The organism is Pedococcus ginsenosidimutans (assembly GCF_039544395.1).
Lineage (GTDB): Bacteria > Actinomycetota > Actinomycetes > Actinomycetales > Dermatophilaceae > Pedococcus > Pedococcus ginsenosidimutans.
Genome location: NZ_BAABLO010000011.1, coordinates 82,141 through 101,065, shown reverse-complemented (window position 1 = coordinate 101,065; position 18,925 = coordinate 82,141). Strand labels below are relative to the sequence as shown.

At 73.2% G+C, this 18,925-nt stretch carries 16 protein-coding genes; 14 read left to right on the top strand and 2 right to left on the bottom strand.

What is annotated here, in order from left to right:
- Positions 1 to 119 precede the first annotated feature (119 nt).
- Positions 120 to 1,322 carry an acetyl-CoA C-acetyltransferase gene (locus ABEA42_RS11485; RefSeq protein WP_345503422.1) on the top strand — a complete coding sequence of 401 codons (1,203 nt, stop codon included), beginning with the start codon at positions 120 to 122 and terminating at the stop codon, positions 1,320 to 1,322.
- Positions 1,323 to 1,400: 78 nt separating this feature from the next.
- Positions 1,401 to 2,363 carry a methylmalonyl Co-A mutase-associated GTPase MeaB gene (gene meaB / locus ABEA42_RS11480; protein WP_345503421.1) on the top strand — a complete coding sequence of 321 codons (963 nt, stop codon included), beginning with the start codon at positions 1,401 to 1,403 and terminating at the stop codon, positions 2,361 to 2,363.
- Between the two features lie 30 nt (positions 2,364 to 2,393).
- On the opposite strand, the gene ABEA42_RS11475 is transcribed toward meaB, so the two are convergent.
- Complete coding sequence (locus ABEA42_RS11475; protein ID WP_345503419.1) at positions 2,394 to 2,855, bottom strand: group II truncated hemoglobin; 462 nt, start codon at positions 2,853 to 2,855, stop codon at positions 2,394 to 2,396.
- A gap of 88 nt (positions 2,856 to 2,943) precedes the next feature.
- Between ABEA42_RS11475 and ABEA42_RS11470 the strand changes: the two genes are divergently transcribed.
- The 9 genes from ABEA42_RS11470 (at position 2,944) to ABEA42_RS11430 (ending at position 15,235) form a co-directional block, all read left to right on the top strand.
- Positions 2,944 to 4,497 (top strand): serine/threonine-protein kinase, encoded by a 1,554-nt coding sequence (locus ABEA42_RS11470; RefSeq protein WP_345503418.1) that lies wholly within the window; start codon positions 2,944 to 2,946, stop codon positions 4,495 to 4,497.
- Positions 4,494 to 6,209 carry an NAD(P)/FAD-dependent oxidoreductase gene (locus ABEA42_RS11465; RefSeq protein ID WP_345503417.1) on the top strand — a complete coding sequence of 572 codons (1,716 nt, stop codon included), beginning with the start codon at positions 4,494 to 4,496 and terminating at the stop codon, positions 6,207 to 6,209. Before ABEA42_RS11470 ends, ABEA42_RS11465 begins: the two co-directional genes overlap by 4 nt.
- A gap of 60 nt (positions 6,210 to 6,269) precedes the next feature.
- Positions 6,270 to 7,343 (top strand): GNAT family N-acetyltransferase, encoded by a 1,074-nt coding sequence (locus ABEA42_RS11460; RefSeq protein WP_345503416.1) that lies wholly within the window; start codon positions 6,270 to 6,272, stop codon positions 7,341 to 7,343.
- Between the two features lie 329 nt (positions 7,344 to 7,672).
- Entirely contained in the window at positions 7,673 to 7,978 is a 306-nt protein-coding gene (locus ABEA42_RS11455; protein WP_345503414.1) for a thiamine-binding protein, read from the top strand.
- A gap of 132 nt (positions 7,979 to 8,110) precedes the next feature.
- Complete coding sequence (locus ABEA42_RS11450) at positions 8,111 to 11,203, top strand: FtsX-like permease family protein (protein ID WP_345503412.1); 3,093 nt, start codon at positions 8,111 to 8,113, stop codon at positions 11,201 to 11,203.
- Positions 11,200 to 12,099, top strand: coding sequence for an ABC transporter ATP-binding protein (locus ABEA42_RS11445; RefSeq protein ID WP_345503410.1), 900 nt, complete (start codon positions 11,200 to 11,202; stop codon positions 12,097 to 12,099). Before ABEA42_RS11450 ends, ABEA42_RS11445 begins: the two co-directional genes overlap by 4 nt.
- Entirely contained in the window at positions 12,092 to 12,805 is a 714-nt protein-coding gene (locus tag ABEA42_RS11440) for an ABC transporter ATP-binding protein (protein WP_345503408.1), read from the top strand. The genes ABEA42_RS11445 and ABEA42_RS11440 overlap by 8 nt, the downstream gene beginning before the upstream one ends.
- 9 nt (positions 12,806 to 12,814) lie before the next feature.
- The gene (locus ABEA42_RS11435) at positions 12,815 to 13,330 is read left to right on the top strand and encodes a MarR family winged helix-turn-helix transcriptional regulator (protein ID WP_345503406.1); all 516 of its coding nucleotides are present in this window, start codon (positions 12,815 to 12,817) and stop codon (positions 13,328 to 13,330) included.
- Between the two features lie 180 nt (positions 13,331 to 13,510).
- Positions 13,511 to 15,235, top strand: a complete 1,725-nt coding sequence (locus tag ABEA42_RS11430) for an acyl-CoA mutase large subunit family protein (protein ID WP_345503404.1) — start codon at positions 13,511 to 13,513, stop codon at positions 15,233 to 15,235.
- Between the two features lie 47 nt (positions 15,236 to 15,282).
- On the opposite strand, the gene ABEA42_RS11425 is transcribed toward ABEA42_RS11430, so the two are convergent.
- The gene (locus ABEA42_RS11425) at positions 15,283 to 15,918 is read right to left on the bottom strand and encodes a TetR/AcrR family transcriptional regulator (RefSeq protein ID WP_345503402.1); all 636 of its coding nucleotides are present in this window, start codon (positions 15,916 to 15,918) and stop codon (positions 15,283 to 15,285) included.
- 152 nt (positions 15,919 to 16,070) lie between these two features.
- Here ABEA42_RS11425 and ABEA42_RS11420 point away from each other — a divergent pair, with 152 nt between their 5' ends.
- The 3 genes from ABEA42_RS11420 (at position 16,071) to ABEA42_RS11410 (ending at position 18,912) form a co-directional block, all read left to right on the top strand.
- Positions 16,071 to 16,751, top strand: a complete 681-nt coding sequence (locus ABEA42_RS11420; protein ID WP_345503400.1) for a hypothetical protein — start codon at positions 16,071 to 16,073, stop codon at positions 16,749 to 16,751.
- Positions 16,748 to 17,740: a hypothetical protein gene (locus tag ABEA42_RS11415; protein ID WP_345503398.1), complete on the top strand. Its 993-nt coding sequence runs from the start codon at positions 16,748 to 16,750 to the stop codon at positions 17,738 to 17,740. The genes ABEA42_RS11420 and ABEA42_RS11415 overlap by 4 nt, the downstream gene beginning before the upstream one ends.
- A 161-nt stretch (positions 17,741 to 17,901) precedes the next feature.
- Positions 17,902 to 18,912: a tetratricopeptide repeat protein gene (locus ABEA42_RS11410; protein ID WP_345503397.1), complete on the top strand. Its 1,011-nt coding sequence runs from the start codon at positions 17,902 to 17,904 to the stop codon at positions 18,910 to 18,912.
- Positions 18,913 to 18,925: the final 13 nt, after the last annotated feature.

Genomic DNA, 18,925 nt, shown 5'->3' with positions numbered 1-18,925 from the left:
TGACCCATACGGGGCCGCCCGAGGGTGTGGGCAGGGCCACCCGCCCGCCCCACCTCGCACCGGGCGGCCCGGACTAGAGTGACGGACGAACCACACCAATGGCGCTGGAGGCTTGAACCATGTCCGACCGTCCTGTTTCCGTCATCGTCGCGGGCGCGCGTACCCCGATGGGCCGCCTCCTGGGGTCGCTCAAGGGCTTCTCCGGCGCAGACCTCGGCGCCGTCGCCATCAAGGGCGCGCTCGACAAGGCCGGTGTCGCCCCCGACCAGGTCGACTACGTCGTCATGGGCCAGGTGCTGCAGGCCGGCGCGGGACAGATCCCCGCCCGCCAGGCCGCCGCCAAGGCCGGGATCCCCATGAACGTCCCGGCGCTGACCATCAACAAGGTCTGCCTCTCCGGCATCAACGCCATCGCCATGGCCGACCAGCTCATCCGTGCCGGTGAGGTCGAGGTCGTCGTCGCGGGTGGCCAGGAGTCGATGACCAACGCGCCCCACCTGCTCGAGAAGTCCCGCGAGGGCTACAAGTACGGCGACGTGACCATGCGCGACCACATGGCCTTCGACGGCCTCTGGGACGCCTTCACCGACCAGGCCATGGGGCTGCTGACCGAGCAGGCCAACACCGGTGACCAGCAGTTCACCCGCGAGCAGCAGGACGAGTTCTCCGCCCGCAGCCACCAGCTCGCTGCCCGCGCCTGGAAGGACGGCCTGTTCGACGACGAGGTCGTGCCGGTGTCGATCCCGCAGCGCAAGGGTGACCCGATCGAGTTCAGGACCGACGAGGGCATCCGCGCCGACACGACGACCGACTCGCTGGCCAAGCTGCGCCCGGCGTTCTCCAAGGACGGCACCATCACCGCCGGCTCCGCCAGCCAGATCAGCGACGGCGCGGCCGCGGTCGTCGTCATGAGCAAGACCAAGGCGCAGGAGCTCGGGCTCACCTGGCTCGCCGAGATCGGTGCGCACGGCATGGTCGCCGGCCCCGACTCGACCCTGCAGCAGCAGCCGGCCCGTGCCATCGCCAAGGCCTGCGAGCGCGAGGGCATCACCCCGGCGGACCTCGACCTGGTCGAGATCAACGAGGCGTTCGCGGCGGTCGGCCTCGCCTCCGCCAAGGAGCTCGGCATCGACGTCGACAAGGTCAACGTCAACGGCGGCGCCATCGCGCTCGGCCACCCGATCGGCATGTCCGGTGCCCGCATCGCCCTGCACCTCGCGCTGGAGCTCAAGCGTCGCGGCGGCGGCGTCGGCGCGGCCGCGCTGTGCGGCGGTGGCGGCCAGGGCGACGCCCTCATCGTCCGCGTGCCGAAGACCGCCTGACACCCGGACGCCTGACACCCGACGCCGGCACCCCAACGCCGACACCCGACTACGACCGACCACCGGAGGACTGACCGCTTGGCTCCCCGCACCGTCGACGTCCCTGCCCTGGTCGAGTCGGCCAGGGCAGGCTCGCCCCGCGCCGTCGCCCGCCTGATCAGCCTCGTCGAGGACGCCCACCCCGCGCTGCGCGAGGTCATGGCGGCCCTGGCCCCGCACAGCGGGACCGCGCACATCATCGGCATCACCGGCAGCCCTGGCGTGGGGAAGTCGACCTCCACCAACGCCCTCGTCGCGGCGTTCCGCGCGCGCGGCCAGCGCGTGGGCGTGCTGGCGGTCGACCCGTCCTCGCCGTTCTCCGGGGGAGCCCTGCTCGGCGACCGGGTCAGAATGCAGGACCACGCCCTCGACCCCGAGGTCTACATCCGCTCCATGGCCAGCCGCGGCCACCTCGGTGGCCTGTCGTGGACCACGCCCCAGGCACTGCGCGTGCTCGACGCCGCCGGCTGCGACGTCGTCCTCATCGAGACGGTCGGTGTCGGGCAGTCGGAGGTGGAGGTCGCCGGGCTCGCCGACACCACGATCGTGCTCCTCGCTCCCGGGATGGGCGACGGCATCCAGGCGGCGAAGGCCGGCATCCTCGAGATCGGCGACGTCTTCGTGGTCAACAAGGCCGACCGTGAGGGTGCCGATGCGACGGTCCGCGACATCCGGCACATGATCTCCCTCGGCGACCGCACGGAGCCCCACCTCTGGCGACCGCCGGTGGTCAAGACCGTCGCCCAGCAGGGGCAGGGCATCGACGAGGTCATGGAGGCGCTCGACAAGCACGTCGCGTGGATGGAGGAGACCGGCACCCTGCGCGAGCGCCGGATCCGCCGGGCCGGTGACGAGATCGAGTCGATCGCCCTGCAGCAGCTGCGCGCCAGGATGGGCGACCTCCGGCACGGCAACGGTGTCGACGAGCTGGCCGCTCAGGTGGTGGACGGCACCACCGACCCGTACGCCGCCGCCGACCAGGTGGTCGCCGCCCTCGGCTGACGTCGCAAGCGGCGCGGGGTACGGCGCCGGTCAGGCGCGCACGAGCCCGTCCCAGTCCCAGCGCGGCATACCCAACCCCTCGGGCACGGTCGACCCCTCGGGGTTGTAGGTGTCGAGGTCGGCCACAGACCACTCCATGTAGGCGCGCATCGCGGCCCGGAACTCCGGGTCGTCAGGCAGGCCCGCGTCGTCGAGCGCGGCGACGAAGCACTGGACGAAGATCTGGCCCAGCTCGACCATCCCCTCGCCGTGTCCGGCGTGCAGGACCAGCATCGACGACTGGTCGCCACCGCAGTCGCGGGAGTAGCGCGGGGGACCGCCGAGCACCTCGGCCCAGTACAGACCCAGCCGGTCGACGTGCTCCGGGTGCTGGCCGGGGTGGGAGAACGGGTGGCTCAGCAGCGGGTCGGCCACGCAGCGGACGTGGTGGGCGCGGGCCAGGGAGAGGAAGGCGGCTTCCCCGCCGGCGAACTCGTACAGGCTCGGCCGCACCCGAGCAGCGTCGCACGGCCCGGTGCTGGAGTGTCAACCCCCGGCCCCACGTCATAGGGTGAGGCGCGACCCGACCGAAAGGATCGATGTGCAGCCGCAGGTCATCGCCGGACGCTACGAGGTGGTGCGCTCCATCGGCAGTGGTGGGATGGGCACCGTCTGGCTCTGCCGGGACACCGTGCTCGGCCGCGAGGTGGCGGTCAAGCGTGTCGGCGCCCTTCCGGGGGAGCCCGCTGCGGTCGCCCGGGCCATGCGTGAGGCACGGATCGCGGCGTCACTCAACGACGCGAACACCGTGGGCGTCTACGACATCGTCGACCAGGACGACGCCCACTGGCTGGTCATGGAGTACGTCGAGGGGCAGAGCCTCGCGGAGACGATCAGTGAGGTCGGGGCGCTGCCGCCCACGCGGGTGGCCGCCATCGGCAGCGCCGTCGCGCGCGCCCTGGCCCGTGCCCACGACCGCGGCATCGTCCACCGGGACATCAAGCCCGGCAACATCCTCATGGACACCACCGGCACCCCGAAGATCAGCGACTTCGGCATCGCCCGGGCCACAGCCGACGACCAGCTCACCCAGACCGGGTTCATGACGGGGACCCCGGGCTACCTCTCGCCGGAGCTCGCCCGCGGCGGCGACCCGACCTCCGCGTCCGACGTGTGGGCACTCGGCGCGACGCTCTTCTACGCGGTCGAGGGCCACCCGCCCTACGAGAGTCAGGCCAACCCCCTCGCCACGCTCCAGGCGATCGCCTCGGGCACCGCTCGCCCGATGGAGAAGGCCGGCCCGCTGGGCGGTGCCATCGCCGCGATGATGGACCCCGACCCCAGCCGCCGCTGGGACATGGCCACGACCTCCGAGCGGCTCGAGCGCATCGCCAGGGGCGACGCCACGATGCCCCTGCCCGCCGGGGCCCTGCTCGGTGCGGGCGCGGCCGGGGCTGCGGCCACCGAGCTCATCCCCGAACCCCTCGAGTCCACCCAGCGGATGGAGACCGCCCCGGTCCGGCCGACCGTGCCGCCTGCCGGCCCGGTCCCTCCTGGGGGCCCCGGGGACGGCCGCGACGACGGACGTCGTCGACGTTCGCCGCTGGTGCCGATCCTGCTCGCCCTGGCGGTGCTGGGGGTCGCCGCGCTCGCGTACGTCCTGTTCGGCAACCCGGGTGGTGGCAACGACGCCCAGACCCCGTCGGTCACCTCGACCGCGCCCCCGGTGACGAAGACGCCGCCGAGCTCGACCTCCTCGAGCTCCAGCTCGTCGAGCTCGTCGTCGACCAGCTCGACCACCACCACGACCACAACCACGACGACGACGGCGCCGGCGGACAACGCGGGCCTGGAGAAGTTCATCAAGAGCTACTACTCCGACGTGACCAAGGCGAACAAGCGGGATGCCACCTTCGCCGAGCTGACCCCGGCGATGCAGCAGTCCGCGGGCGGCCGCGACGGCTACGAGAGCTTCTGGGCGACGATCAAGTCTGTCGACGTCGGCCAGACCCAGGCGGACGCTGCGGTCGGGACGGTGATCACCAACCTGACGTTCAAGCCGAAGAACGGCGGCGACATCAAGGAGGTCCACCGCCTCACCGTCGAGAAGAGCGGCGACTCCTGGCTGATCAGCGCGGACGCCAAGGTCGGATGAGCACCGGGCCGGCCACCGAGGCATCCGCGGCGCCGCGGGTGCGCCCGGCGCTGGTCCTGGTCGTCGCCCCCGAGCACATCGCCACGGTCGACAGCGAGTTCGCCCGCTATGTCCGTGACTACGAGATCCGTTGTGCCGACAGCGCTTCGGGCGCTCGTGAGGTGGTCGACGACGCTGTGGCGCAGGGCCAGCCGGTGGCCCTCATCGGCGTCGGCTGGACGGTACCGGGTGCCTCGTCCGGGCTCGAGCTCGTGGACGAGCTGCACGCGCGCCTGCCCACCGCCCGCCGCATCTGCCTGACGAGCCGCGGCGACTACGGGCAGTCCCTGCCGAAGCTGCGCGAGGCCCTCGGCCAGGGGCGCATCGACACCTACCTGCTCATCCCGCAGGGCCCGCGTGACGAGGAGTTCCACACGGCGGTAACGGAGTACCTCTCCGACTGGGGGTGGACCGCCTCGACCCCCGAGGTCGCGGGCGTGCAGATCGTCGACGGCAGCGCCGCGGCCGAGGTCGCGCGCATCCGCGACTTCCTCGACCGCATGGGCATCCCGCACCGCGTGCACCGCCCCGACAGCGAGACCGGCCGCAACATCATCAGCGCTCTCCCGTCGGTGCAGGGCGGTGCTGCCCCCGCCTTCCCCGTGGTCGTGTCGGCACTGGCAGGCAGCGCAGTCCTGGAGGGCGCCACGGCTCGGCAGGTGGCCCGGCTCGTCTACGGCTCACCGCAGCTGGTCGACTCCGACGACGTCGTCGACCTCGTCGTCGTCGGGAGCGGCCCGGCGGGGCTGGCCGCCGCGGTCTACGGCGCGTCCGAGGGGCTGGACACGGTCGTCGTCGAGGAGGACGCCGTGGGTGGCCAGGCCGGCACCAGCTCCATGATCCGCAACTACCTCGGCTTTCCGCGCGGGATCTCCGGTATGCGGCTCGCGCAGCGGGCGCGCTTCCAGGCCACCCGTTTCGGGGCGCGGATCTACACCGGTCTCGCCGCCAACGCGATCACGCCCGCGTCGGCGCCGGGGGAGCCACATACCCTCCACACCGAGGGGGGTCCGCTGCTGGCCCGCGCCGTGCTCGTCGCCACCGGGGTGCAGTACCGCCGGCTCGGCATCGAGCCGCTGGAGGAGCTCGTGGGCCTCGGCGTCTACTACGGCGCCGCCACCAGCGCCGCGCGCGAGATGGAGGGCCGCGACGCCTACGTGGTCGGCGGCGGCAACTCGGCCGGGCAGGCGGCCGTCCACCTCGCACGGTATGCCGCGAGCGTGACCCTGCTGGTGCGCCGCCCGGACCTCGCCTCGACGATGTCCGACTACCTCGTCCGGGAGATCGCCTCCACCTCGCGCATCTCCGTCCGCACCTCCACCCGGGTCACCGGAGGGGGTGGCGACGGCCACCTGGAGTGGCTGGAGCTCACGGGGCCCGAGGGGGCGGCGCGGGTCGAGGCTGGCGGCCTGTTCCTCCTGCTGGGTGCCGACCCCTGCGCCGACTGGCTCCCGGACGCCGTGCTGCGCGACGAGCGCGGCTTCGTCTACACCGGCCGCGAGGTGCCGATGGAGCGCTGGGTGGCCGGACGCCCGCCCGCCGCACTCGAGACGACGGTGCCGGGGATCTTCGCGGCAGGCGACGTAAGGGCGGGCTCGATGAAGCGCGTCGCGTCGGCCAGCGGCGAGGGCGCGGCCACGGTCGCCCTGGTGCACGCCCACCTGAGTCCCTGAGGCACGCGCGGACCCGAAAACCCGTTGTGGCGCAATACCGGACGGGCTGACACTCGAGTCATGACCGCGGCCAGCACACCCCGCACCACGACCACGGACAGCCGCCCGTCCGATCGCCGTGGCGACGTCGTGGTGCGGCCGCTGGCGGTCCACGACGACGCCGAGGTCGCGGCCGCCCACGCCGCCCGCGAGGCGTCGTCCAGGCACGAGCGGCCCTGGGCGAAGACCTGGTCGCTGCGGGAGATGGCCGTCCAGCTGCGGTCTGACAGCTCCGTCGAGCGCCTCGAGCCGTATGTCGCGCTGGTCGACGGGCACGTCGCCGGGATGGCGCTGCTGTGGTTCCCGCTGCTCGACAATACGAGCTTCACCTGGCTCGAGGTCGACGTAGACCCCGCGTGGCGGGGCCGCGGTGCCGGGAGCGCGCTGGCCGAGCGGGTTGCCGAACGCACCCGTGCCGAGGGCCGTCACACCCTCCTGGTGGAGGTCAACGTCCCCGACGGCGCCCGTGCGGACCACCCCCACGTCCGGTTCGCGGAGCGGCACGGCTACTCGTACGCCAACACAGAGGTGCGTCGCATCCTCGGCCTGCCGCTCGACCCGGCTCGGCTCGAGGCCCTGGCGGCGGACGCGGCCACCCGCCACGAGGGCTACCGCTTGGAGTCGTACGTCGGCGCCCTGCCCGAGGCCCTGCGCGAGTCGTACTGCGCCTGCTGGAACCAGCTCGCCGTCGACGCCCCGACCGGGGAGATCGAGTTCGAGGAGGAGGCCCTCAGCCCGCAGACCTACGCCGAGGAGCTGGGACGCATGGAACGGCAGGGGCGCACCATGGTCCACACGGTCGCCATCGCGCCGGACGGTGACGTCGTCGCGTACAACGACCTCGTCGTGAGTGCCGACGACCCGGAGGAGGTCATGCAGTGGGGCACCCTGGTGCGCCGCGAGCACCGAGGCCACCGGCTCGGCATGGCGGTCAAGGTGCGTGGGTTGCAGGAGCTGGCGCGGTTCGCCCCGCAGGCCCGGCGCGTCCAGACGTGCAACGCCGAGCAGAACGCGCACATGGTCGGCGTCAACGTCGAGCTCGGCTTCCGCCGCGTCGAGGCCGTGCTGGCCTACCAGCGCCACGTCGGCGACTGACCCACCGGCCCGTCCCCGCGCCCCGAAGTCCCAGACTTCGGGGGAAGACCCGGCCCGGAGAGCCGAAGTCCCAGACTTCGGGCCAAACCCCGGCCCGGAGGCCCGAAGTCCCACACTTCGGGGCAAGCCCCGGCCCGATGACCCGAAGTCCCAGACTTCGGGGCCAAACCCCGGCCCGGCAGGCCCGAAGTCCCAGACTTCGGGGCAAGCCCCGGCCCGGAGGCCCGAAGTCCCAGACTTCGGGCCAAACCCCGGCTCGGTGGGCACCCCGGCCGGGTCGCCGACCGGGCGGGCGTCGCGGAGGTGACCACGCGGAATACGGTGGGGGCATGCTCGTCGCCTTCTCCGTCTCCCCGTCCACCTCCGACCCCGACGGCTCCGTGGGTGCGGCCGTCGCCGATGCCGTCGCGGTCGTCCGCGCCTCGGGTCTGCCGCACCGCACCGACTCGATGTTCACGACCATCGAGGGCGACTGGGACGAGTGCATGGCCGTCGTCAAGGGCGCGGTGGACGCGGTCGCGGCGCACGGACCGCGGGTCAGCCTCGTGCTCAAGGCCGACATCCGGGAGGGCTACACCGGCGAGCTCACCGCCAAGCTCGACCGCCTCGAGGCAGCTGTCGACGCCCGGAGCTGAGTCCCGCCTCCGACCGCGCGACCGGTGATTGTTGCCGGAATGTAGCCATTCGGCGTCGAGGTTGGCTCTAGGGTCGGCCGGGAGGCGCTCGGGGGAGCCGGGCCGGGGGCATGCGCAGGAGGACGTCGACACATGTGGGCCGCGATCAGGTACCGCCGCGCCCAGGCGATCGTGCTCGTGCTGCTGGCCACCCTGGTCACCGCGTGTGCCACGTTCGCACCGCTCTACGAGCGGGCCCTGGAGCAGTCGCTCCTGCGGTCGGCCATCGACGGGGCGCCGGTCGCCGACACCGCCCTCGTCGCCCGCGGTGGCCGCACCGCAGCCGACTCGCTGCGGCGTTCGACCTCCTTGGAGGGCGCTGTCCCGGCTGAGGTCCGGGCCCTGTACTCGGCCCCGATCGGCCAGATGCTCGACGTCATCGAGATCAACCCGAGGAGCGGCCTGAAGCCCTCGCCGGGCCGCCTGGTGGCGCGCACCGACGTGTGCCGCCACCTCAGGCTCACGGCCGGCACCTGCCCGACCGACGAGGGCCAGGTGCTCGTCTCGGCGAAGGACCAGAAGGCCTGGGGCTGGCGGATCGGCCAGCAGTTCCGGACGACGATCCCCAAGGCCAACGGCCAGGTCTACCCGCGGCCCCCGGATGCGCTCGCCACCCTGACCGTGGTCGGGGCGTACGAGGTGGTGCCCGACCCGTCGTACTGGCTGCGCACCCAGCTCGACGGCAAGTCCGGCACCCTCATCACCGTCGGGATGGAGCCCGTGCCGGGGATCGACGACTTCGTCACCACCGAGAAGACCTTCGGCAAGCCGTGGGAGCAGGTGCAGTCGTCCCTGACCTTCCCGCTGCGCAGGGAGCTGCTCTCGGTCGACAACCTCGACCAGGTGACCGCCGTGATCGGCAGCCGGGCCAACGGCTCAGCGCAGAGCGGTGTGCTGGTCGAGAGCGAGCTGCCGTTGGTCATCGCCTCGGTGACCGGGGGCCAGAAGCAACTGCGCGTCATCGTGCCGCTCCTGATGGCCCAGCTGGCCCTCCTCGCCGCGGCGATCCTCCTCCTCGTCGCCCAGGCCGCCGTCGAGCAGCGCCGTCCCGAGGCCGCCCTCGCCCGACTGCGAGGGCGCAGCCGCGAGGGTGCCGGCCGCCTGGTCATGGCCGAGTTGGGGTTCACCGTGGCCCTCGGGCTGCCCCTCGGCTTCGGGCTGGCGGTGGGTCTCTCGGAGCTGGTGCGTCGCACCCTGCTCGCGCCGGGGGTGCCGTTCGAGGTGCCGCCGCTCGCGGTCGTCGGCCTCGCCGCGGCCGCCGTCGTCTGCGCGGGTGCCATCGTCCTGGCCGTCAGGCCCCTCCAGCGGCAGACCATCTCCTCGCTGCTGCGACGGGTGGCGCCCACCCGCGGGGCGACCTTCGGGATCGTCGACATCCTCGCCGTGGCGCTGGCCGCGTTCGGACTGGTGGGTCTGGCCACCAAGTCCCTTACGGGACCCCTGGCCCTCCTGACCCCGACCCTCGTGGCCCTCGCCGGAGGTCTGGTCACGTCGCGGCTCGCCGTCCCGGTGGCTCGGGCCGCCGGTCGCTCCAGCCTCTCGCGCGGGCGGATCGGCCCTGCCCTCACGGCCTTTGGCCTGCAGCGGCGTCCGGCGATGCGCAAGGTCGTGACCGTCGTCAGCGTCGCCGTCGCGCTCACCGTCTTCGCGGGCAATGCCGTCGTGGTCGCCGACCGCAACTGGACGGCGCGCGCCCAGCTCCGTACAGGCGCCCCCCTCGTCCTCGACACCGACAGCCGCAACCCCAGCGCCTTGGCCGCGGTGGTGCGCAAGATCGACCCCACCGGTGACCGGGTCACCCCGGTCGGCGTCATCAAGCAGGTGGCCGCGGGGTCCACGCCGACCATCGCGGTCGATGCCGCGCACTTCTCCTCCGTGGCCTACGCGCCCGCCGGGCAGGAGCTGCGCACGAACGCGCTGCGGCCCCCGCAGGTCGACACGGTGGTCCTCGAGGGAAAGCGGCTCACGGGTCGCGTCACCTGGCGAGTGGCCTCCGAGAGCAACGTGCTCGTCCCGGGGTCCTCGGGGATCTCCGCCGACCTCGGCCCCGTCGAGCTCCGCTTCTCCGTCACCGGCCCTGACGGCACCCCGCTGGTGCGGCAGGTGACCACCTTCCCGGCGAACGGCTCGGGGTCCACCACGCTCTCGACGCCCCTGCTGTGCCCCTCGGGCTGCCGCCTCAACGGCATCGACTTCCGGCCGACCGACCCCGCCACCAAGGTGGTCTCCGCCACGGTGGACGTGAGCGGTCTCGGGGTCGACGGCCGGTCACTGGGCATCGCGGACGCCTCGCGCTGGAACGCGTACGTCCCCCTCAGCGAGGACAGCAGCGACGTCCTCAAGCTCACCAACCCCCGGCCCGACACCATGGAGTTCGACGTGCGCTCCAGCGGGGTGGCCGTCGGCCTCACGTACGGCGACGTGCCCACCCAGGTGCCCGGCCTGCTGGCCGGCGCCGTGCCGCCCGGGGGCTCTGCCGAGGCGTTCACCGCGGTGGGGATCAACGGCGTACCCGTCAGCGTCAGCAGCGCACAGCGGCCCGCGGCCCTGCCGATCGTCGGCGACAGGGGGGTGATGGTCGACTACTCCACGCTGCAACGGCTCGGCGGCACCCTCGCGCCCGGCGGTGTCCTGTCGGTGTGGCTGCGCGACCCGGGGCAGGCCGACGAGGTCCGCAAGGGCCTGGCGGACGCTGGCGTCGGCGTGCTGCGGACCAACACCTACGCCCACGCCAAGGACCTCCTGACGACCTCCGGCTCGGGGTGGGGCGTCCGCCTGGCCCTGTTCACCGGGGCCATGGCGATCCTGCTCGCCGCGCTGGTGGTCATCGTCATGACCGTCACGGGGTGGCGCGTCGTGGCCCGCGACCTCGCCGCGTTGCACATGTCGGGGGTCCGGCTGCCGCTGCTGCGACGGGCCCTGGTGCGCGAACAGCTCCTGCTCGTGACGGTGGGCACGGTCGTCGGCGTGGTCTGCGGGGCCGTGTCGGCCCTGGTGGCGATGCCGTTGCTGCCGCTGTTCGACGACCCCGCGACCCCGGTGCCGGCCCTGGAGATCGCGCCCTCCGTCCCGGCGGTCGCGCTGGCGACCCTGGCCGCGGTCGTGGTGCTGCTGCCCGTCGGCGCCGCGGCAGCCTTCGGCTCCGGTCGGCGCATCGCCCTACGACGCATCAGGGAGTCGCTGTGAGCACGGGCACGACCATCGAGCGGTCCACCGGTCCGGGCAAAACGGCCGGCGCCGACCACGGCCTGGGGGTCAGCACCCGTGGCCTGGTGCACATCTACCGGGCCGACGGGCACGACGTGGCCGCCCTGTCGGGGGTCGACCTCGTCGTCGCGCCCGGTGAGGTGGTCGGCCTGCTCGGACCCTCCGGGGCGGGCAAGTCGACGCTGCTGACGCTCTTCGGCGGGCTCATGCGGCCGAGCGCGGGCCGGGTGAGGGTGGGGGAGCACGAGCTGTCGACGATGAGCGAGCCGGAGCTCGACCGCTTCCGCGCCGCCGACGTCGGCATCATCCTGCAGGGCGCGGCACGCAACCTGCTGCCCTACCTGACGGCCCGGCAGAACGTCGAGTTCGCGCAGCGCTCCGCCGTCCGCGCCGGGCGGGGCGTGCCCTCACCCGGCGAGGTGCTCGAGCTCGTCGGCCTCGACCACGCAGCCACGGCGCCACTCGACTCGCTGCCTCCCGGACAGCTCCAGCTCGCCGCGCTCGCGGTCTCGCTCGCCAGCCGCCCAGGGCTCCTGCTCGGCGACGAGCCCACCAGCCAGCTGCACCACACCTCCCGCGACGTCGTCCTCGACGCCCTGCACCGGGTCAACGCCGAATGGGGCACGACCATCGTCGTCGTCACCCACGACCCCGACGTGGCGGCACGGCTGCCGCGCACCGTCACCATCCGTGACGGCCGCGTCGGCGGTGAGGGTCGCGCCGGTGAGGAGTACGCCGTGGTGGCAGCGGACGGCTCGCTGCCGCTGCCCGCCGCCGCGGTCGAGGCGTTCCCCCCGGGGACGCTCGTGCGCGTGCACCACGCCGACGGGGTGTGGACCCTCGTCCCGGAGCAGGGAGGGACCAGACATGGCTGACCGCGACGTCCGACTCGCGGACCCGGTGCGCGACGACGAGGCGGTCGAGTCCCCGCCGCTGCGCCTCACCGGGGTGGGCGTTCGGTACGGGTCGACCGTGGCCGTCGCCTCCGCCGACCTCGAGGCCTACGCGGGGGAGTTCATCGCCGTCACCGGCCACAGCGGCTCAGGCAAGTCCTCGCTGCTGTGGGCGATCGGGGGAGCGGTCGAGGCCGACGGCGTGGTCCGGCTCGGCGACGACGAGGTGAGCGACCGCGCACAGGCGGCCCGCCTCGGTATCGAGGTCATTCCCCAGGGCAGCGCCCTGGCGGTGCTCCTGTCCGCCCACGAGAACGTCGCCCTCCCGCTGCTCGCCCGCGGGGTGCCGGCCGAGCAGGCGCGCAGGCGGGCCGACGCCGCGCTAGCCTCCGTCGGGCTCGAGGAGTCGGGCAGCCACCTCGCCGAGGAGCTCAGTGGCGGCCAGCAGCAGCGGGTCGCCGTGGCCCGCGGGCTCGCCCTGCGTGGGCGCGTCCTGCTGGCCGACGAGCCCACGTCCGAGCTCGACCACGACAACCGCGAGCGGGTGCTCGCGCTCCTGCGGGCCGAGGCCGACCGTGGCGCCATCGTCGTCATGGCGACCCACGACCCCGAGGCGGCGGCGCAGGCCGACGGCGAGGTCCGTCTCGATGACGGACAGCTCGAGACGGTCAGGGTGCCCCGCGGCTAGCCTGCTCGCGTGCCGAAGCCCATCCGCCTGCCGTTCGACCCGATCACGCGGGCGGCCCAGCTCTGGACCCAGCGCTGGGGACGTTCCTCGCAGCCGCTGGCCATGGCCAGCGCGACCTCGGTCATGCGCGTGCAGCAGCTGCTCATCACCGACTACGACGCGATCGTCGGCCGCCACGGGCTCAGCTTCGCGCGGTACGAGGCGCTGGTGCTGCTCGCGTTCAGCCGTGACGGACGCCTCGGGATGAGCAAGATCGGACAGCGGCTCATGGTCCACCCCACCAGCGCCACCAACATCATCCAGCGGCTGCACGCCCAGGGTTTCGTGGAGCGGGTCCCCAACCCCGACGACGGGCGCGGGACGCTGGCGGTCATCACCCCCGCCGGCCGCGACGCCATGGAGGCCGCCACCGCAGACCTGGTGCAGGCGCGGTTCGGGCTCGGCATGCTGACCGCCGCCGAGCACGAGCAGCTGTTCGCCCTGCTGCGCAAGGTCCGCGTCGGGGCCCACGACTTCGACGGCTGACGCCCGCCTCGCTCGCGCTCGCGCGTCCAGCTTTGGGTGCCGGAGCGCTCGCGGACACGCGCGCTCCGGCGCCCAAACCCTGGGGAGGGCGGGGGCGCAGCTCGGGGTTGAGGGCGCGCCGGCGTGACGGCCGCGGCTGCTGCTTGGACAGGTACTAGGACGTCCTAGTAAATTGCCGGTATGACGCAGACCACTCCCGAGCAGTCCGGTGCCGCCCGCTGGCAGGCCCGCTACGACGCCGCGCAGGCGAAGGGGCAGGTGCGCGACGCCGACTTCACCACCCTCTCCGGCATGGAGGTCGAGCCGGCCTACGGACCGGCCGACGGCAGCGAGGTGCCCGAGCGCATCGGCTGGCCCGGCGAGTTCCCGTTCACGCGCGGTCTGTACCCCACCGGGTACCGCGGCCGCACCTGGACCATCCGCCAGTTCGCCGGCTTCGGCAACGCGGTCCAGACCAACGAGCGCTACAAGATGATCCTCGAGCGCGGGGGTGGCGGCCTGTCCGTCGCGTTCGACATGCCGACGCTCATGGGCCGTGACTCCGACGACCCGATGAGCCTCGGCGAGGTCGGCCACTGCGGTGTCGCCATCGACTCGGCCGCCGACATGGAGGTGCTGTTCGGCGACCTGCCGCTGGAGCAGATCACCACCTCCATGACGATCAGCGGCCCGGCCGTCCCGGTGTTCTGCATGTACCTCGTGGCCGCCGAGCGCCAGGGCGTCGACCTGGGGGTGCTCAACGGCACGCTGCAGACCGACATCTTCAAGGAGTACATCGCCCAGAAGGAATGGCTGTTCGGCCCCGAGCCGCACCTGCGCCTCATCGGCGACCTCATGGAGTACTGCGCCGAGAACATCCCCAACTACAAGCCGCTGTCGGTCTCCGGCTACCACATCCGCGAGGCCGGCTCGACGGCCGCGCAGGAGCTCGCCTACACGCTCGCCGACGGCTTCGGCTACGTCGAGCTGGGCCTCTCACGGGGCCTCGACATCGAGAAGTTCGCCCCGGGGCTGTCGTTCTTCTTCGACAGCCACCTCGACTTCTTCGAGGAGATCGCCAAGTTCCGCGCCGCCCGGCGCATCTGGGCGCGCTGGCTGCGCGACGTGTACGGCGCGAAGACCGACAAGGCGCAGTGGATGCGGTTCCACACCCAGACCGCTGGGGTGAGCCTGACCGCGCAGCAGCCCTACAACAACGTCGTGCGCACCGCCGTCGAGGCGCTCGCCGCGGTGCTGGGCGGCACCAACAGCCTCCACACCAACGCCCTCGACGAGACCCTGGCCCTGCCGAGCGAGCAGGCGGCGGAGATCGCCCTGCGCACGCAGCAGGTGATCATGGAGGAGACCGGTGTCGTCAACGTCGCCGACCCGCTCGGCGGCAGCTGGTACGTCGAGGCCCTCACCGACAAGATCGAGGCCGAGGCCGAGGCGATCTTCGACAAGATCAAGGCCATGGGCGAGCTCGGCAAGGGCCGCAACGCCGAGGGCGGGGTGGACCACGAGGTCGGCCCCATGACGTCCGGCATCCTGCGCGGCATCGAGGACGGCTGGTTCATGTCCGAGATCGCGGAGGCCGCCTTCCAGTACCAGGTGGCGCTGGAGAAGGGCGACAAGAAGGTCGTCGGCGTCAACTGCCACACCGCGTCGGTGACCCACGAGCTTGAGATCCTGCGCGTCAGCCACGAGGTCGAGCGCGAGCAGGTCGCCGCGCTGGCCGAGCGCAAGGCGGCTCGCGACGAGGACGCCGTGCGGGCCGCGGTCGCCCACCTGGTGGAGGTGGCTCGCACCGAGGACAACATGGTGCCGGCGATGCTCGACGCGGTGCGCGCCGAGGCGACGCTGGGCGAGATCTGTGACGCGCTTCGCGATGAGTGGGGCGTCTACCGCGAGCCCGCGCGCTTCTAGGCGCCCGGCCCCCTCGGGGCCCGCAAGCCTCGCGGCCCGCAGCCCGGCTACGTGCCGGCGTTGCGGGCCGCTCGGCTGAGACGGGCGTACGCCACGTCGGCGAGCAGCTCGATCAGGCCGTCGACGAACGCCTCGTCGGGCACACCGGTGGCGAGGGCCCGGTGCATCACCGAGCCCACGACGACATCGGCGAGCAGGTCGACGTCGACCATCTCCGGCGTGATCTCCCCGCGCCCGATGGCCCGCTCGACCGACGTCGCCACGAGGGCGTGCAGCCGCGTCGACAGCGACCCCCGCACCGCGACCCCCACACCCTCCGGGTCGCGGGCCGACTCGGCGAGCAGCGCGGCGTACGCACCACCGGTCGAAGGGTCGCGCAGCAGGCGAGCGGCCTCGTCCACCCCCGCGCGCATGTCGGCAGCCAGCGAGCCGTGGTCGCCGACCTCGATCTCGTCGAAGACCGCCGCCACCGCGTGGACGGCGAGCTCCACCTTGCTCGGCCACCGGCGGTAGAGCGTGCTCTTGGCCACCCCTGCCCGGGCCGCGACGTGCTCCATGGACATCCGCGCGACGCCCCGGTCTGCGAGGACCTGGCGTGCGGCGAGGGTGATCGCCTGCTCGGTCGCCTCCTCACGGGGACGTCCTGGGCGGCGGTGGCGGCTGTGCCCGGCTCGGGTGGTCATCAACGGCGATCATGCCACCGGGGAGGCCGGTTGACCTCGAGGTGGAAATGTCGCCGAGGATTTGTGGAGGCAGGTGGGGCTGCGTCATGGTGGAGGGAATGCCGGTGCGGGGAGGACTCCTGTGCCGGCCCGCCCACGTAAGGAATCCTGCTGTGCCGACCTTGGCCACCCGCATCCTCCTGGCTGCGCTGACCGTGATCGGGCTCGTGCTCCTTGCCGTCGGGTCCTGGTTCACCTTCCACCTCGGACCCTCCGGCAGCGCGACCTTCACGACGACGCCGCCGCGAGGCACCGTCGTCGTGCTCGAACCCTCCGTGCTCAACCGCGTGGACCGCCCGACCACCGTCACCGCCGTCACCCGCAGCGGGGCCCCGGTGTTCATCGGCCGCGCCACCCCTTCCGACGCCACCGCGGTCGTGGGGGGTGCCGACGTCACCTCCGTGACCGGCGCGCGCGTGCGCTCCTGGTCGCTCGACCAGTCGCGGTCCGGGGCCGGCCCCGCCCCCGCGCTGGCCGGCGCCGACATCTGGCACGGCACCGTCACCGGCAAGGGCAGCGCCCGCGTCCAGGTGCGCCCGCAGGATGCGCCGGAGGCCGTCGTCGTCGCCACGGCCGACGGGCAGGCAGCCGACCTCGCCTCGGTCACCGTGACCATCGAGCGGCGCACCTGGTTCTTCCAGGCCCTGCTGGTGTCGCTCGTGGGGCTGCTCGCGACCGCCGCCGGAGCAGCCGGGCTGTGGCAGCAGCGCCGTCACCCCGTGGCGGTGGAGGAGGCCGAAGGAGGCCCTGACCGGGCCGACGGCGCCCGACCCACCGAGGAGGTGCCCTCATGAGCTCACCCGCCCGCTACGTCGTCGCCGGCGCCCTGGCCCTGGCCCTCGCCGGCTGCGGGGCCGGTGCCTCCATCGTCGGCGTGGGCGACGCCCCCGCCCAGGTGACCACCACGGCCCCCATCGGGCGCGACGCCGCGCAGAAGGTCGCCGAGCGCGTCCTCACCCAGGCCGCGGCAGCCGAGGCCGCCCCGGCCGCCGAGGCCCAGAAGCTGCGTACGGCGTCGCTCACCGGCTCCGCGCTCGCCGTCGCCGACGCCGCGGCCAAGCTGGGGTCCACGGCCAGGCGGCCCGGCACGACCGCCCCGTTGACCCGCACCGACCCGCCCAAGGTCCTGGCCGTCTCCCGTGGCACCGCATGGCCTCGGCTCATCCTCGTCCAGTCGACCAACCCCGACGGGGCGCCGGTGCTCAACCTGCTGACCTCACCCGACGCCGCGACGCCCTTCCGGCTCTCCTCGTCGGTGACCATGCAGCCCGGCACCGAGGTCGCCGCCCTCGACCCGCTCGACGAGGGTTCCCCGCGGGTCACCGACGCGACGAAGCTGGCGGTGCAGCCCGACGAGCTCCTCACCGAGTACGCCGCGAGCCTGGCCTACCCCAAACCCACGCCCGCGAAGGCCGTCGCCACCAACGACCCGTTCTCGACGGCGGTGCGTGCCAACGCCGCCGCGCAGGCCAAGGCGTTCGGCAAGCTGGCCACCCTCCAGCAGAAGCACACGGTGCACCCCGTCCAGACGGTCTCGTTGGCCCTCAAGGGTGGCGGCGCCCTCGTCTTCGCCCTGCTCGAGCGCACCGACACCATCAGCCTCAAGCCCGGCGGCAAGTCCCTGACGCCGAGCACCGAGTTCCAGCGCCTCGTGGGCAAGAAGACGCTGTCCAGGAACGCGGTGCTGCGCAGCTACGAGACCGTCGCGTTCACCGTGCCGGCCGACGGCAGGGCGAGCGTCGTGGGCGCCGACGAGGTGCTGTTCTCCGCCAAGGGCTCCTGACCAGCAGCGGGCGGCCCGGCCACACCCGGGCGGCCCGGCCGCACCCGACCGGCACGGCCGCACCCGACCGGTACGGGCACACGCGGCTGGTACCGCCGTACCCGACCGGTGGCGCAAGGGTGCCTGGGCGGCCGCTGCGCCCGTGAGGAAGAATCGTCCCCATGACTGATCAGCCGTTCACCGCAGGGGGCCTGCGCGGGGCCGTCGACCTCACCGGCCTGCAGGGCCAGCCCACCGGATCGGCCCAGGCCCGTCCGGGTGGCACCGGGGGCGCGGCGGCGGCCGGACCGGGTGGGCAGGGCCGCGCAGGTGCCGGTACGGGGGCGGCGGACGGCGTCGCCGGCCGCACCGGTCTCGTGGTCGAGGGAACCGACGCCAACTTCACCGAGGTGGCCAACGCCTCGGTCGGGGTGCCCCTGCTGCTCGTGCTGTGGGCCGCGCAGGTGCCCGAGTCGCGCGACTACCTCGACACGGTCGTCGGCCTGGCGCGCGCCCTCGACGGGCGCCTGCAGGTCGTCAGCGTCGACGTCGAGCAGAACCCCGCCCTGCTGCGGGCGTTCCAGATCCAGAGCGTCCCCGTCACCCTCGGCCTCATCCAGGGCCAGCCGGTCCCGATGTTCGCCGGCGTCCAGCCGGCCGAGGCCGTCCGGCCCGTCCTCGAGGAGTTCCTCGGCCTGGCGGTGCAGCAGGGCGTCACCGGACGTGTCCAGCTCACCGACGACGGTGCGCAGGTCGACGACGAGGTCGTCGAGCCGCCCCTGCCTCCCCTGCACCAGGAGGCCTACGACGCGATCGAACGGGGCGACCTCGCCGGTGCGCACGCGGCGTACACCAAGGCGCTCAAGGAGAACCCCGCGGACGCCGACGCCGAGCTGGGCCTGGCGCAGGTCGGGCTGATGCAGCGCACCGAGGGTGCCGACCTGCAGGCCGCGCGGGCGGCCGCTGCCGACCGTCCCACGGACGTCGCCGCGCAGACGCTCGTGGCCGACCTCGACGTCCTCGGCGGCCACGTCGAGGATGCCTTCCTGCGGCTCATCGACCTCGTGCGCGCCACCAGCGGTGACGAGCGCGAGCAGGCGCGGGTCCACCTCGTGCAGCTGTTCGCGGTCGTCGGTGCCCACGACGAGCGCGTCCGCAAGGCCCGCACGGCCCTCATGAGCGCCCTCTTCTGACGCGTCCCTGAGC

Excerpts from the sequence above, each read along its gene's own strand:
- ABEA42_RS11485 (WP_345503422.1), top strand. The coding sequence starts at position 120 with ATGTCCGACCGTCCTGTTTCCGTCATCGTCGCGGGCGCGCGTACCCCG.
- ABEA42_RS11465 (WP_345503417.1), top strand. The coding sequence starts at position 4,494 with ATGAGCACCGGGCCGGCCACCGAGGCATCCGCGGCGCCGCGGGTGCGC.
- ABEA42_RS11460 (WP_345503416.1), top strand. The coding sequence starts at position 6,270 with ATGACCGCGGCCAGCACACCCCGCACCACGACCACGGACAGCCGCCCG.
- ABEA42_RS11455 (WP_345503414.1), top strand. The coding sequence starts at position 7,673 with ATGCTCGTCGCCTTCTCCGTCTCCCCGTCCACCTCCGACCCCGACGGC.
- ABEA42_RS11450 (WP_345503412.1), top strand. The coding sequence starts at position 8,111 with ATGTGGGCCGCGATCAGGTACCGCCGCGCCCAGGCGATCGTGCTCGTG.
- ABEA42_RS11440 (WP_345503408.1), top strand. The coding sequence starts at position 12,092 with ATGGCTGACCGCGACGTCCGACTCGCGGACCCGGTGCGCGACGACGAG.
- ABEA42_RS11430 (WP_345503404.1), top strand. The coding sequence starts at position 13,511 with ATGACGCAGACCACTCCCGAGCAGTCCGGTGCCGCCCGCTGGCAGGCC.
- ABEA42_RS11425 (WP_345503402.1), bottom strand. The coding sequence starts at position 15,918 with ATGACCACCCGAGCCGGGCACAGCCGCCACCGCCGCCCAGGACGTCCC.
- ABEA42_RS11415 (WP_345503398.1), top strand. The coding sequence starts at position 16,748 with ATGAGCTCACCCGCCCGCTACGTCGTCGCCGGCGCCCTGGCCCTGGCC.
- ABEA42_RS11410 (WP_345503397.1), top strand. The coding sequence starts at position 17,902 with ATGACTGATCAGCCGTTCACCGCAGGGGGCCTGCGCGGGGCCGTCGAC.